Source organism: Liberiplasma polymorphum (genome assembly GCF_043951795.1).
Taxonomy (GTDB): Bacteria; Bacillota_I; Bacilli_A; order Izemoplasmatales; family Izemoplasmataceae; genus Liberiplasma; species Liberiplasma polymorphum.
On record NZ_JBIOAG010000006.1, the window covers coordinates 18870 to 33438 of the forward strand.

Sequence of the window (14569 nt, forward strand, 5' to 3'; positions counted from 1 at the left end):
AACTGAGAAAAGTTTATATAGATATGGAATACTGGCTATATAACCAGCCTAGAAGCAAGAAGAATTCATTTAAATATGGGTTCTTTTTTTGTTTTTGCAGAGATACTTGTAGTATTCCAACTGTGAATCTTATGTTTAATAATTAACAGTTGGAGTGATTTAATGAAAGGAAAAATGCTTGATACCTACGAGCGCTGGAAAGAATCCGGAAATTTAGAAACAAAATTAAAAGCAATATCTGAGATGATTTCTAAAAGAGCAACTCAAAAACAAATTGCTCAGTACTTAGGTGTGACTGAAAAGACATTAATCAAGTTACGAAAAGTACATCCTAAATTAGATAAAGCCTTTCAATATGGTGATGAGGAGTTAAAACAAACCTTACTTGATTCCATGTATCAAAGAGCTGTCGGTTTTGATTATGAAGAAACGCAAACCATCATAGAAGAAACCAAGACAGGAACTAAAAAAAGAATTACCAAATATAAAAAGAAATCCTTACCTGAGATAGCTGCGATTAAGTATTTACTGATTATCAAGTTTGGACTTGAATACAACGATAAAAAAGAAGAAATAGAATTGATGAATAAACGCTTAGAAAAAGGTGAGGAGGTTTGGTCGAATGAAAATAGTCATGAAGAAAGTAACCCAATTAAACGAATACGAAAACAATCCGAGAAATAATGAGGAAGCTATAGAAGCAGTAGCCAACAGTATCAAAGCATTCGGCTTTAAAGTGCCTATTGTGATTACTTCCAATCATGTTATCATTGCTGGACATACAAGGCTTAAAGCGGCAATTTCGCTTGATCTAGAAGAGGTGCCATGTATTATTGCAGATGACTTATCAGATGAACAAATCAAAGCATTTAGATTGGCTGATAATAAAACAGCTGAACTTGCGACTTGGGACTTTACTAAACTTGAGTCTGAGTTGTTTGATGTCGATATGGATATGCTTCAATTTGGTTTTGAAGAAATGGAATCACTCATTCCAGATAACGCTACTGATGATGATTTCGATATCGATGAAGAAATACCAGAAACACCTTTTTCACAAACTGGTGACATCTATGAACTTGGTGAACATAGAGTCATGTGTGGAGATTCAACAAGCGAAGTAGATGTTACTAAGTTAGTTGATGGAAAACAAGTTGATATGATTTTTACGGATCCACCATATAATGTGGATTATGAAGGAACTGCAGGAAAAATTAAAAACGATAAGATGGAAGATAATAACTTCTATCTTTTTTTATACGATGCTTTTAATAACATGTTTCAAAATATTAAACCAGGTGGTGCTATCTATGTCTGTCATGCAGATACTGAAGGATTAAACTTTAGAAATGCATTCAAAAATGCTGGATTCAAATTGGCGGAATGTTTAATCTGGGTTAAGAATGCTTTGGTGCTTGGAAGACAAGATTATCATTGGCGACATGAGCCTATTTTATATGGTTGGAAAGAAGGCGCAGCTCATTACTTTGTTGATGACCGTTCTCAAGATACTATCTGGGAATATAACAAACCAAGAAAGAATGAAGAACATCCAACCATGAAACCTTTAGAGTTAGTCGGAAAAGCTATCTCTAATTCATCAAGACGTCATGAAACGATCCTTGATCTATTTGGTGGTTCAGGTTCAACTATGATTGCAGCTGATCAACTTTATCGTCAATCCTGTTTAATGGAACTTGATGAAAGATTTGTGGATGTCATTGTTAAAAGATATGTTAAACATACCAATTCAGTTGATGAATGCTATTTGATTAGAAATGGAAAGAAGTCTCCATTAAGCTCTTTTGAGGTTTTTAATAATATCTTACTATAGTAACAAAAGTGCTTGCTATTATGAGCCTTTAGAGTGATATATATAGTAACCAAAAAATTATAAGGAGACTATAGACTTATGAGTAAAGAACAAAATCTAAAAACATGGATCGAATCATTTAACAAAGGTGAATACGATTCGAAAGATTTACAAACACAGATTAAGGCAGGTTGGTATGATTGGTTTTGCAAAGATGAAAGTCTAGCAAACAAAACCAAACGTATGGGAAACATCGTTAAACAATTTAAAGATAGTGGGAAACTCAATCTTGATAAAACGTATGTTTGGTTTAAAAATAATTGTCCACTGGCTGGACCATTATATGATGATTTCAGAATTGCAGACATTCAGTCTGGCGATACCTTATTCACAATAACGATTAACTGCTTTAGAGAAGAAAAAAGATATACTGTGTACGGTAGAAAGAATGATTTCACAGAACCACTTTTTGAAACAGATAAATCAAGAGAACTTATCAATTGGTTTAATGAAGGGTGGAGTGACAATGTATAAAGAATACAATGCTCATCCTAAAGGACTTAAAACAAGTGATTGTGTCGTTAGAGCAATCACAACTGCGACCAACTCAGACTACCTAGAAACAAGAAAAATACTGAATAGAAAAAAGCGTGAGTTATGCTACAATACTTATAAAGATACTAAGTTCTTATATGAATATTTCCAAGGTTATCCAAGACTCATATTTAAACCAATTAAAGGTGAACCTAGAATTAAAGGTAGTGACTTTACAAAGTTGCATCCAAAAGGAACTTTTATCTTAAAAATGACGGGACACATTACAGCTTGTGTTGATGGAGTCATACTTGACACATGGGATTGTAGTTACCGCTCAGTATATACAGCATGGGAGATTAAGAAATGAAAGTGAATTTTATTCGTAAAGCAGAATACGAAGAACTTATTCCACAAGATGAGTTTGTGATTGAAAAAGAAGTAATTTTAAGTAAGAGGGACTTTGATGAGTTTATTGGTAATCCTCTTGGAGATTACGACTTTATTAAAGATAATAAAAATGTGATGTATTGTGATACTGATGGAGTTTACCACTGTATTTATGTGACATCAAATGAACATGAATTTGGGATTCTCGTAGAAAGCGAAGGCTATCATTATGCGAGGTATGCAGCCTATTTACCTAAAACAAACCTTGGGAGCTAAAAGCTCCTTTTTTTCTACTTAAAACGAAGGAGATTATATTATGCAAAGAGTAACAAGTGAATCAGTATTTCAAGGACATCCTGATAAGGTATGTGACCAAATTAGTGATGCGATATTAGATGCATTACTAGAACAAGATAAAGAATCAAGAGTAGCAGTTGAAACTGCCATTAAAGACAATCTAGTATTTATCTTTGGTGAAGTAACAACTACTGCATCATTAAACTACAAGGCAATAGCTAAAACTGTCTTAAAAGATATTGGCTATAATGAAGATTTTGTAGTTATAGAACAAATAAGTAAACAATCACCTGATATTGCATTAGGTGTTAATAAAACAGAAAAAAAAGAACAAGGTGCAGGAGACCAAGGTATTATGTTTGGTTATGCTTGTAATGAAACACAAGAGTTTATGCCATTACCAATAATGCTAGCACATGAGATTTCAAAAGAAGTTGATAGACTAAGAAAAGAACAATACAGTCATATCTTTGGTCCTGATGGTAAATGCCAAGTAAGTGTTGATTACAAGGATGGAAAACCAGTAAACATTCCAATCATTGTTGTATCTGCTCAAACAAAACCAGGTGTTTATCGAGATGTCTATGAAGAAATCATTAGACAAGCAATCCTTAGAACAATTGGAAGACATGATTTATTAAATGGTACTCAGATACTCATTAATCCTACTGGAGAATTTATACTTGGTGGACCTAAAGCAGACTCTGGATTAACTGGTAGAAAAATCATTGTAGATACTTATGGTGGTAGCTCTAGACATGGTGGTGGTGCCTTCTCAGGAAAGGACGTAAGCAAAGTTGATCGTTCTGCGGCTTACTATGCAAGATATGTAGCAAAAGCCGTTGTAGGGGCAGGTTTGGCGACACGCTGCGAAGTCTGTTTAAGCTATGCGATTGGTGTTGCGGAGCCAACAAGCATTCTTATTAATACTTTTGATACAGGAGTAACATCAGATCAAGAAATCACACAATTTGTCAATGAGGTTTTTGACTTTAGACCAGGTGAAATGAAAAAAGAACTTAAACTAGATAATGTTAAGTTCAAACAAGTCGCAACTTATGGTCATTTTGGTAGAGAAGATTTAGATGTTCCATGGGAAGATGTAGATCACAAAATAGAAGAGCTACTAGAATTATATGAAGAAGCCTAAGATATTACATAACTTCTATAAATCCACAGTATGGCAAGTTGCTAGACAAATTAAGTATCAAGAACAAAATGGTAAGTGTGAACGATGTGGCAGGGTTGGTGAAGAAGTCCATCATAAGATTAGACTTACAGTTGATAATATTAAAGATCCAACGATTAGTATTAATCAAGAAAACCTAGAACTTCTGTGTAAAGACTGTCACAACAAAGAACATAAGCGTTTCTCGAAGTCACAGCAATTTGATGAAGATGGTCAATTGATAATGAGTTAAATATGCATTCATGATATACTATTCACAGAAAGGTTGTGAAAAAAGTGATAAAATTACCAGGTGAAGGGAAAATAATTAGTAACTTTACATACACTTCAAAAATTACTAATAATACACTTGAAATTGAAATTAATTATCAAAAGGTAGGTAAGAATGGAGCAACACTAAGTAAGACTCAAAATTTTGTGCTGTTTTCAAATCCTACTCATACTAATTTGAATAGTATTAAAAGTACTGTTGATCAAAAGTTGACAAATGCTCTGGGGTACAAAAAATGTGTAATAAAGTTGTATGAAGAGAGAGATTACGTTTATTTTGATTTAGAATTATATGCAGGAAAGCGTTTATAGACCCCGCCTTAATGCTTATTATTTATTGCGCGGGTACCGCGTAGGGGGACGTTTAATTTACGCGGTCAATTTTTTTTGAAAAGTGGTGATTCATCTTGAAGACTGATAATCTTCTACTTGGTAATGGTGTAAATTTAACTAATAGCAATTACTTGTCATCAAAAGAAATAGTTAAAAGAATAGAGAAGACTTTACAGTCTGCAATATATTTTTTAGGTACTCAAAATAATATAGTCTTTTTAACGGAAATCAAAAATAACTTTGACTTCACTAGGTTTTCTGGAAATGTAGAAGAATTGTTGTTTGAATGTTTTAAATTAGTTATAACAAAAAGAGAAAGCTATTTCAAAAAAATGACAGAGAAAAGGTTTCTTGAACTACTCACTTTGTTAAAAAGAGTTTTTATTAATGCTATGTTTGTAGAAAATAACGAACTGATTAAAGTTGATATACCAAAGGAAATTGTTTATAAAATTAAAAACCATAAAAAAATTCTTAGCACAAATTACTATGAATATTGGGATGATGAAAATATTACAATTCATTTACATGGTAAGATAGATTTCATTCCGTTTGATAAAAATGATTATACAATTGAAGAAGATCGTATGATGTTCGATATAGAATATGCATCTGCTATTGATGATATGTTTATTGAAAAATACCATTTCCCAATTGAGAGTTTAGATGAGCTTATTATGTTACCTGTTGGATACCAAATTGATAAAAATGAAGTCAGAGATATAGAGAATAAGTACACTCAATTTGGTTTTATGTTACTGGAGAGAACTGAAAAAGTAGAAGCAAAGGATATCTATGCTGATCTTGACTCATTAAATGAAATAACTCTATACGGAATTTCACCAGTAGGAGATGAACTATTGATGAATAAGTTAGCGAAAATCCCAGTTGTCATAATATATGTCTACGATATAGTTAATAATAAAGAAGCAAATATATGGAAGAGCAACATACCTCACGCAACATTATTTGATTCAAAGGAGTTTTGAAGCATATGAATATTGAACTTGAATACGAGCGATTACGGTCGCTTTTTTCATCGGTTGATGAATCAAAAACTGAGTTAGTAGATAATTTAATCCATCAAGCTGCATTTATGAAAGTTGAACTTTCCAAACTTCAAGATCAAATCAGAATTCACGGTGCTATTCAAATATCAAGTAAGGGTGCTCAACGGCAAACAGAAGCAGCCAAGTATTATACAAAGCTTGTAAACTCATACGGGACAGTTATAAAGACTTTAAATTCAATTCTAGGAACACAAGTGAATGATGGAGATGATGCATTTGATGAATTTCTTAAGAGAGCAACCTAATGAACTATTTAGTTGAATATTACAACGAGATTCAATCTGGCAACATTCTAGTTGGTGAAGAGTTATATAACCAGCTCACTTGTTTAATCAGGGATTTGAAAAATCCAAAGTATCTTTTTGATGAGCAGCCTGGTAAGCTTCGAATTGATTTTATTGAAACTTTTTGTAAGCATACAAAATCACCGTTTAATGGACAACCATTTATTCTTGAGCTTTGGGAAAAGGCAATCATACAAACTGCTTACGGATTTAAAATGGCTGATACAGAATTAAGACGTTTTAATGAAGTTGTTTTATTGATCGCACGTAAGAATGGTAAAACTACATTTATTGCAGGATTAGATCTTGCTGAGTTCTTTTTAGCAAGTGGTGGTGTTGATATTGTATGTGCATCAAATACGACAGAACAAGCTAACATTCTTTTTGAAGAGATAAACAATATGAGAGAACAATCTCCATCCTTATCAAAGGATACTAGAAGTAGAAAGAACATCTTTTATATTTATTCACCAAAGACAAAGAACAAAATTAAAAAGTTATCTGCTCAATCAAGGAATAAAGATGGTTACAATATTGAAGTTGGTTGTATTGATGAAGTCCATGAAATGACAGATTCTAAGGTATATGATGCGATTAAGCAATCACAATCAACTAAAAAAGAACCTCTGATATTTATCATAACCACTGAAGGTACAACCATCGGTGGTTTTTTAGATCACAAACTTGATTATGCTAGGAAGATGATTAAAGGTGAAATTGATGATGAGAGAGTACTTCCCTGGTTATACACGCAAGACACAGTCAAAGAAATATATGATAATCAAAGAACATGGCAAAAATCAAATCCAAGTATTGGTGTAGTAAAGACGTCATCTTATCTTGAAGATGTTATGAATAAATCAAAGCATGATCTATCAACAAGAGTAACCATGCTTTGTAAGGATTTCAATATCAAACAAGCAGATTCTGGATCATGGTTGTCTTATGATGATCTAAACAATGAAGAAAGATATAGTCTAGAAGATTTAAGAGATAGTTATGCGATTGGTGGAGTAGACTTATCATCAACAACAGATTTAACTGCTGCAGTCTTAATCATCCAGAAAAAAGATAGCAATAAAAAGTTTGTGATTCCACATTTCTTTATGCCTAGTGAAGTTTTAGATAAAAGAATAACTGAAGACAATGTACCCTATGATATATGGATTAAAAAGGGTTTTGTAACATTAACTGAAGGGAATCAAAATGATTTCAGTCTAGTAACTAAATGGTTTATGAAGATGATTCAAACATATGGTATAAGACCTCTTTGGGTAGGTTACGACCCATGGAACTCTCAATATTGGATTAAAGAGATGGAATACCTAGGGTTTAACATGGAAAAAGTTAGACAAGGTATTTATTCATTATCAGAACCAATGAAACAGATGGAAGCAGACCTTAAAAACAATTTACTAGTTTATGATAATAATCCAATCCTAAAATGGTGTTTATCTAATACACAAGCTAAAGTAGACTTAAATGGAAATATACAACCCTCAAAGCTAAACTCAAAGTATAAAAGAATTGATGGAACGGTCGCTTTGATTATTGCATATGCTGTTTTGAATAGATATAAAATAGATTTTGAAAACATGTTATAATTGTTATAAAGATGAGGTGGTTGTATTGAGTAACGGTTTTATTGATTTTTGTGAAAAAAATCATTTGAGAAAATCAATCATTAAAAGAAAAATAGAGTTCTTATCAGACTTAAAAACAGCAGTGACTAGTAGCATATCAGGTAGAATGGGAGCAGAGGTTTCTTTTAGTTTTTTAGTTGAAGCAGAGCATATGACTGCTAACTCCATTAAGCAATTTGAATTAGGTTATTTTGATGCAGCATTTTATAGCCTTAGGTCAATATTAGAACTATTTATGTTACTGGTATATTTTATTGAACATCAGACAATCAATTTAGGAGAACATTTAAAGAAATGGAATCGTCTAGATCACATGGATACCTTCTCAAGAATGGATTCATATTTATCTACAAGAAGTGATTTGTATAAGGATATTACTTCTCAAATGGAAGAATATTTTGAATCAATTAGAGAGCTAAATAAAAAGTTAAATAAAAAAGTGCACAAGCAAAGTTTCTTTAATTTTTATGCAAGTAGATCACATCCTATTGCATCATCTAAATATGATTTTGATAGAGAACAAGAATTCTTCGAGGAAGCAGTAGAAAAAATCATAGGAGCAATTATTGTTTTTAGACTATTTATTGATCCTATGCCAGTATTACTTATGGATAAAGGAATTTATCTTAGAACTAAAGACACAATGTCAGGACCACTGACAGATGATTTCGTCTCGAAGTATATAGGTATTAAAAATATAGAAGCATATAAAAAATGCGAATTTTATGAATTGCATTATGAACAATTTATGCAAGATCCTAAATTTTATGATTCAGTAGCTGAACTCATGAAATATAAATTTATAGACCTTACTAAAAAAAATGAAGTAGTAGAGCAATTTGAATATTTATATGATGATGATAAACTAGCATTTCAAATTGCCTGTGAATCTAACATGATTTATGCAATTGATATCTGGAATGGTGTAAGCAAATATTCTACTAGCAACATACCCAAAGAAATCCAACCTTACATAAAAAACATGGAACACGAAAAATATTTTAACTTAAAAGATGATGTTTTGAATCTAAATTATGAAGATATAGTAATATCTATATTTGTTGTTGATGACAAGCAAAAAATTTATGTTGAACAAGCAGAAAAGCTGGAAAAATCTACACTGAATAAGATAAGAACAATAATCGATGATTATTGTAAATCTGTTAAGAGGTGACCATGACAATATTTAAACGCAAAAACAAAACTGGATCATTTGATGCACTCAAGTTAATTAGTAATTTAAACACATTTTACACACCATTTGGAACGAACATTTCTAAAAGTGATGTTGTTAAGATTTGTATTGATAGGGTGGCCAGTCAATGTGCAAAACTAAAACCAAGATATATCAAAATAGAAAACGATAAGACAGTATCCGAGAAAAGCGGAAAGCTGTCTTTTCTTTTGAAGCATAAGCCAAATGAAATCATGACACCTTATGATTTTATCTATAAGGTTATCACTACACTGTTGTTAAATGATAATGCCTTTATTTATCCAAGATTTGATAAATATACAGGACACCTTATAGGTCTATATCCACTTAAACCCATAACGGTTGAAATGGTAATCGATCAGAGTGATCATTATTATATAAAGTTCCTATTTGAAAATGGCGACTCCTATACATTACCTTATGAGAATATCATTCACTTAAGAAAACACTACGGACAAAATGATATCTTTGGTGGTAATGGATCTAGTGGTGATCATGAAGCAATCCTAAAAACCATCTCAATCAATGATAGTTTACTTCAAGGCATTGATAATGCGATAAAATCATCGATGCAGATTAAAGGGATTGTGAAGATGAACGGGATGTTATCAGAAGCAGATAAGAAAAAACAAAGAGAACTCTTTGATAGTGCACTCTCTGATTCGGTTAACAATAAAGGTAGTTCTATTATTCCAATTGATCTAAAGAGTGAATATATCCCACTTGATGTTGATCCTAAACTCATAGACAAAGATACGCTAGAATTCTTACAGTCAAAGATTTTAGATTACTTTGGTGTATCAGTTCCCATATTTACAAATAAGTATACAGAAGATGAATATAACTCGTTTTACGAGTCAACCATTGAGCCTTTAGCTATTCAACTTAGCGAGGCTTTTTCTATAGGCTTACTTACCAATAATCAACTTGAACGTGGTGAAGAGATTGTGTTCTTTAGTGAAAGATTACAATATGCTTCATGGAACACGAAAGTCACTGCGATAGAAAAACTTATGAGCTTAGGGATTATGTCATTAAATGAATCAAGAGCACTACTCGGATTAGAACCCATCGAAGGTGGACACAAACGCCTTCAATCTTTAAATTTTGTGGATGCTGATAAAGCAAACTTATATCAAGTAGGATCTAAGGAGGAAGAAGATCATGAAAGTAACGATTAACGGAAAAATATCAAATGAAGCTTTAAAAAGTATTTTAGAAACACAAAAGGAAAAGACAAAAACCATCGCTGATTTTTGTAAGAAAGAGAAGCTAGAAACTTTTTCGTATAAAGACTCTGAACTTGAGTTTGACTATGAACAAGAAGTGAAACCTAAACAAACAAAAAAAGTAGAGGTAAGAACCAATGATAAAGGAAACTAGACTTGCAGAAGTCAGTCTTCATGAAGATGAAGGCAAGATGATTTTAGAAGGCTATGCTTTAGTCTTTAATCAAGAAACCTTAATCGGTGATGAAACATATGGATTCATTGAAGAAATATCACCTACTGCTTTAGGGGAAACCAAAATGAAGGATGTTCCTATGAAATACAATCATATGGACTCCTTTTTAATTATTGCTAGAACCAAGAATAAATCACTTGAACTCACTGTTGATCATATCGGTCTAAAGGTAAGAGCGGAACTTTTAGATACAAGTCATAACCAGGATATCTATAAGATGGTTAGAAGTGGACTTTTAGATAAAATGAGTTTTGCCTTTACAGTTGATGAACAAGTATGGAACCGTGAAGGTGATATTCCTAAAAGAACCATTACAAAGATAGAAAGATTGTATGATGTGTCGGTTGTGGATACACCAGCATATGATGCAACTAGTATATACGCTCGTTCTTTAGAGTCCATGGAGTTGGAACTAAAGACTATGGAGTTAGCAGAGCAAAAAGAAAAATCAAACATTATCAAAAAACGTATCAAAATTAAATCACAAATCTAAGGAGAGAAAAATCATGAATTTAGAATTAAGAAGAAAAGAAATCGAATCACGATTAAAAGAAATTAGAAGTCTAGTAGATTCTGAAACTGATCTAGAAAAACTAGAAGCACTAGACACAGAAACAACAACTCTTCAAGAAGAAAGAGCATCAATTGATAAGAAGATGGCGATTGCTTCTAAAACTGAGTTTAAACCGATTCAAGTAGATAACCGTCAAATGGTCGATAAAGAAAAACTGGAAACAAGAGGACAAAGCTTAAAAGAAAGCAGAGTCATTCAAGTATCTAGTACAGAAATTTTACTCCCTGATCACACATCAACGAATCTTGCGCCAGTTCCATTTGCTCAAGTATCAAGCTTAGTTGATCGTGTGAATGTGATTAACTTAAATGGTGGCGAGACTTACAAGAAATCATTTGTTAAATCAAATGGAATCGCTGGAACGACTGCTGAAGGTGCAGCATACTCAGAAACAGAACCTGCATTTGGATATTTAACTATTTCAAAAGTGAAAATCACTGCTTATACAGAGATTACTGAAGAGTTAGAAAAACTACCTTCAATTCCTTATCAAGCAGAAGTCTTAAGAAACATTAATATTTCACTTAAGAAGAAAATCAGTGAACAAATCTTACGTGGTGCTGGAACCACAAATACATTTACTGGTATTTTTAGTGAAGCTGCAGTGGCACTTGCAGATAAAGCAGCACTTGAAATTGAAGCAATTACGGATTCAACACTTGATGATATTGTCTTTGCCTATGGTGGCGATGAAGAAGTCGAAGGTGGCGCAGTTCTTATTTTGAATAAGAATGACTTAAGAGCATTTGCAGGACTTAAGACTCAAGAAGGTCGAAAAGTACATACGATCGATTATGTCAATAAAACCATTGATGGTATTCCATATATCATTAATTCGCATTGTAAAGCTATTTCAGATAGTAATACAGTTGCTGGTGAATATGGTATTGCTTATGGTGCGCTTAAGAACTATGAAGTGCCAGTGTTCTCACCGGTAGAAATTGGTAAATCAACAGATTATAAATTTAAAGACGGTATTATCAGTTATAAAGCTTCAGTCTTTACTGGTGGTAACGTAGTCGGTTATAACGGCTTCTTACGTATTAAAAAGAAAGCTGCACCTGCAGGCTAATTTTAGTTAAGAAAGGATTGATCCCATCATGATTTTAGATATTGTAAAAAAGGCTTTACTCATCCCCCAAGTAGAGACTTATGCTGATGATGAGATAAACACGCACATCAATAGCTGTAAACATTACCTTTTGAGTTGTGGGGTTGATCCAACTTACATCAATGATGAATCAAATCCAATGGTTAGTACGGTCATTATTATTTATGTGAAGACATTTTATGGCTTTAAAAACGATGGAAGCACAAAAGACCTACCCAAGTCATTTGATATGCTGGTAGGTCAACTTGCATTAACTAAAGGGAGCTAAATAAAATGTATCCTAATTCCCCTAATATAAGAATGCACTTGCTAACCTTGGAGATGATTCCTAACACCATGGGTGTAATGGCTTATCAGTTTAAGTCAAAAAAAGAAGTCATAGGTATTAATTTTTCAATTACTTCAAGAGAGTATTATGAAAGTAAACGTTCAGATATCAGAATAGATGTCGCTGTTAAAGTACAAGGGATTGTCTATGATGGTTCTAAGTATGTGGATATCGGACAAGTTATCTATAAGATTGAAAGAACCTATCAAACAGGACAGTTTATTGAATTATATTTAAAAAGAACATCAATCAAGTTAGGTGATATCATTGATTACACTTGATGACTTAGGCAAAGCCATTGAAGATGAAATAGAAAGTTATGTAGAAGGCTTAATTCCTAAGCTTGAGAAAAGGCTGAGTGATACTGCAGAAGACATATTAAATTACATGAAACGTAATGCTCCAAGAAGTGGCTATAAAAATGCGTTTGCGGATTCATTTGTCGCAACCTCACAAGGTACTGGTATGAACACTTCTATATCCATCTATTCTGAAGGTAAAGGTGGACTCACACATTTACTTGAGTTTGGCTATACACACCGAAGTGGAAAGTATGTTGGACCAAGACCTTTTATGCGACCAGCTTATGATATGTTTACACCAAAGATGCTAGAAGACATCAAAGAAATCATTTCTAAAGGAAACTGATATGAAAGAAATTTTAGAATCACTTTTCACGACATTAAGTTCTGTTTTACCAGGGCAAGTGAGTTATGGTAAAAAAGAAAGTATTGTTGCGAGTGATGATTATATCATTTATCAAGAAGTATCAAATAAAGGATCAATGTATGCAGATGATAAAGTAACCATGCGTATACTGACAATCCAACTTAATTTAATTACAAAACATAAGAACCTCGAGTTAGAAGAAAAGCTCGAGGTATCTTTATATTACAGTGGTTATGAATTTCAAATGATCACAGAATATCAAAATGAAGACGGTTCAATAAACCGTGTATATGAAATCAAATTGGAGGTTTTATAACAATGAGTAATAAAGTAACATTTGGTTTAACCAATGTGCATTATGCACTGGCAACACAAACAGAAGATGGTAGTTGGACCTTTGGTATACCTAAACGACTAGAAGGTGCACAAGAAATTACAACTGAAGCTATCGGAAATATGTCACAAGTTTACGCAGATGATAAAGTGATTAAGACACTCGTATCTAATTCAGGGTCTAACGTGACACTAAAGTTCACTGAAATTGATGAAGCGTTTAAAAAAGATATCTTTGGTTTCTTAGAAGATACCAATGGCAACTTAATAGAAATTGTGAATGCTGAAACAAAAACTTTTGCATTAGGCTATGAAATTCAAGGTGATCAAAAAGCAAGACGTATTTGGTATTATTTATGTACTGCAACACCATCAGGCGATGCAAGCAAATCAAAAGGTGATTCTATTGAAGCGAACTCAATTGAGTTAAGTATTACTGCAAGACCGATTGAAGCAGGAAACAATCTAATTTTAAGAGCAATCGCAGGAGCAAGTGATACAAATTACGCAACGTTTCTAACATCTGCACCTACGTTGCCAACATTTATATAAGGGGTAGCACATGGAAAAAATACTTAATCTAGGTGATAAAGACTATCGCCTGCATTCATCACTTTTTACGATCATTGATTACCGTAATGTATTTTCAACGGAATTATTTAGTGATATAAAAAAGCTAGAAAAGACTGGTAAGAAAGAAGAAGATTTATCCACAGTGATTGATACAATCTTTAGGATCATCTATGTACTTCATAGACCGTTTAGTAAGCAATCATATAACGACTTTTTAATGTCACTTGATTTTGGTTTATTAAGTAACCAGGATGAATTACAAAATCTGACGAATACGATAGGTGAAATGCTCGGGACATTTCAGAAAAGCACACCCCCAACAAACAAGTGAAAATAACCAAGAAATAGAAAACGTTACAGCAAACATCATTTTTAACCTAGCACATTTAGGACTATCCATTGAAGATACAAAGCACTTTGATTTAGAAACCTATTTTGAAATTGTAGGGCTAGAGATGAATGTAATTAGTGGGAATAA

Annotated in this window: 22 protein-coding genes; all 22 read left to right on the plus strand. The window is 32.8% G+C overall.

What is annotated here, in order from left to right; translation table 11 throughout:
- Nucleotides 1–162: 162 nt before the first annotated feature.
- On the plus strand, nucleotides 163–684 hold the full coding sequence (locus ACHAJD_RS02290; protein ID WP_435584239.1) for a hypothetical protein: 522 nt from the start codon (nucleotides 163–165) through the stop codon (nucleotides 682–684).
- Nucleotides 623–1834, plus strand: coding sequence for a DNA modification methylase (locus tag ACHAJD_RS02295; RefSeq protein ID WP_435584240.1), 1212 nt, complete (start codon nucleotides 623–625; stop codon nucleotides 1832–1834). Before ACHAJD_RS02290 ends, ACHAJD_RS02295 begins: the two co-directional genes overlap by 62 nt.
- A 78-nt stretch (nucleotides 1835–1912) precedes the next feature.
- Complete coding sequence (locus ACHAJD_RS02300; RefSeq protein ID WP_435584241.1) at nucleotides 1913–2347, plus strand: hypothetical protein; 435 nt, start codon at nucleotides 1913–1915, stop codon at nucleotides 2345–2347.
- On the plus strand, nucleotides 2340–2717 hold the full coding sequence (locus ACHAJD_RS02305; RefSeq protein ID WP_435584242.1) for a hypothetical protein: 378 nt from the start codon (nucleotides 2340–2342) through the stop codon (nucleotides 2715–2717). The genes ACHAJD_RS02300 and ACHAJD_RS02305 overlap by 8 nt, the downstream gene beginning before the upstream one ends.
- The gene (locus tag ACHAJD_RS02310; RefSeq protein WP_435584243.1) at nucleotides 2714–3013 is read left to right on the plus strand and encodes a DUF6329 domain-containing protein; all 300 of its coding nucleotides are present in this window, start codon (nucleotides 2714–2716) and stop codon (nucleotides 3011–3013) included. The genes ACHAJD_RS02305 and ACHAJD_RS02310 overlap by 4 nt, the downstream gene beginning before the upstream one ends.
- 40 nt (nucleotides 3014–3053) lie before the next feature.
- Nucleotides 3054–4184 carry a methionine adenosyltransferase gene (metK, locus tag ACHAJD_RS02315; protein ID WP_435584244.1) on the plus strand — a complete coding sequence of 377 codons (1131 nt, stop codon included), beginning with the start codon at nucleotides 3054–3056 and terminating at the stop codon, nucleotides 4182–4184.
- A complete protein-coding gene (locus tag ACHAJD_RS02320) occupies nucleotides 4171–4455 on the plus strand; it encodes an HNH endonuclease (RefSeq protein ID WP_435584245.1) in 285 nt (94 codons plus the stop codon). The genes metK and ACHAJD_RS02320 overlap by 14 nt, the downstream gene beginning before the upstream one ends.
- A gap of 44 nt (nucleotides 4456–4499) precedes the next feature.
- Nucleotides 4500–4805 (plus strand): hypothetical protein, encoded by a 306-nt coding sequence (locus tag ACHAJD_RS02325; RefSeq protein WP_435584246.1) that lies wholly within the window; start codon nucleotides 4500–4502, stop codon nucleotides 4803–4805.
- 95 nt (nucleotides 4806–4900) lie between these two features.
- Nucleotides 4901–5815: a hypothetical protein gene (locus ACHAJD_RS02330; protein ID WP_435584247.1), complete on the plus strand. Its 915-nt coding sequence runs from the start codon at nucleotides 4901–4903 to the stop codon at nucleotides 5813–5815.
- A 5-nt stretch (nucleotides 5816–5820) separates the two neighbouring features.
- The gene (locus ACHAJD_RS02335) at nucleotides 5821–6141 is read left to right on the plus strand and encodes a hypothetical protein (RefSeq protein WP_435584248.1); all 321 of its coding nucleotides are present in this window, start codon (nucleotides 5821–5823) and stop codon (nucleotides 6139–6141) included.
- The gene (locus tag ACHAJD_RS02340; RefSeq protein ID WP_435584249.1) at nucleotides 6141–7784 is read left to right on the plus strand and encodes a terminase large subunit; all 1644 of its coding nucleotides are present in this window, start codon (nucleotides 6141–6143) and stop codon (nucleotides 7782–7784) included. The genes ACHAJD_RS02335 and ACHAJD_RS02340 overlap by 1 nt, the downstream gene beginning before the upstream one ends.
- 25 nt (nucleotides 7785–7809) lie before the next feature.
- A complete protein-coding gene (locus ACHAJD_RS02345; RefSeq protein ID WP_435584250.1) occupies nucleotides 7810–8997 on the plus strand; it encodes a hypothetical protein in 1188 nt (395 codons plus the stop codon).
- A gap of 2 nt (nucleotides 8998–8999) precedes the next feature.
- Nucleotides 9000–10220, plus strand: a complete 1221-nt coding sequence (locus tag ACHAJD_RS02350; RefSeq protein WP_435584251.1) for a phage portal protein — start codon at nucleotides 9000–9002, stop codon at nucleotides 10218–10220.
- Complete coding sequence (locus ACHAJD_RS02355) at nucleotides 10204–10422, plus strand: hypothetical protein (protein ID WP_435584252.1); 219 nt, start codon at nucleotides 10204–10206, stop codon at nucleotides 10420–10422. The genes ACHAJD_RS02350 and ACHAJD_RS02355 overlap by 17 nt, the downstream gene beginning before the upstream one ends.
- Nucleotides 10406–10996: an HK97 family phage prohead protease gene (locus ACHAJD_RS02360; RefSeq protein ID WP_435584253.1), complete on the plus strand. Its 591-nt coding sequence runs from the start codon at nucleotides 10406–10408 to the stop codon at nucleotides 10994–10996. Before ACHAJD_RS02355 ends, ACHAJD_RS02360 begins: the two co-directional genes overlap by 17 nt.
- Before the next feature lie 10 nt (nucleotides 10997–11006).
- Nucleotides 11007–12149, plus strand: a complete 1143-nt coding sequence (locus ACHAJD_RS02365) for a phage major capsid protein (protein ID WP_435584288.1) — start codon at nucleotides 11007–11009, stop codon at nucleotides 12147–12149.
- Between the two features lie 28 nt (nucleotides 12150–12177).
- Nucleotides 12178–12456: a phage head-tail connector protein gene (locus tag ACHAJD_RS02370; RefSeq protein WP_435584254.1), complete on the plus strand. Its 279-nt coding sequence runs from the start codon at nucleotides 12178–12180 to the stop codon at nucleotides 12454–12456.
- Nucleotides 12457–12461: 5 nt separating this feature from the next.
- Nucleotides 12462–12797, plus strand: a complete 336-nt coding sequence (locus ACHAJD_RS02375) for a hypothetical protein (protein ID WP_435584255.1) — start codon at nucleotides 12462–12464, stop codon at nucleotides 12795–12797.
- Nucleotides 12784–13164: an HK97 gp10 family phage protein gene (locus ACHAJD_RS02380; RefSeq protein WP_435584256.1), complete on the plus strand. Its 381-nt coding sequence runs from the start codon at nucleotides 12784–12786 to the stop codon at nucleotides 13162–13164. Before ACHAJD_RS02375 ends, ACHAJD_RS02380 begins: the two co-directional genes overlap by 14 nt.
- A 1-nt stretch (nucleotide 13165) precedes the next feature.
- A complete protein-coding gene (locus ACHAJD_RS02385) occupies nucleotides 13166–13501 on the plus strand; it encodes a hypothetical protein (RefSeq protein WP_435584257.1) in 336 nt (111 codons plus the stop codon).
- Between the two features lie 2 nt (nucleotides 13502–13503).
- A complete protein-coding gene (locus ACHAJD_RS02390; protein WP_435584258.1) occupies nucleotides 13504–14070 on the plus strand; it encodes a major tail protein in 567 nt (188 codons plus the stop codon).
- Nucleotides 14071–14080: 10 nt separating this feature from the next.
- Entirely contained in the window at nucleotides 14081–14422 is a 342-nt protein-coding gene (locus ACHAJD_RS02395) for a hypothetical protein (protein ID WP_435584259.1), read from the plus strand.
- Nucleotides 14423–14569: the final 147 nt, after the last annotated feature.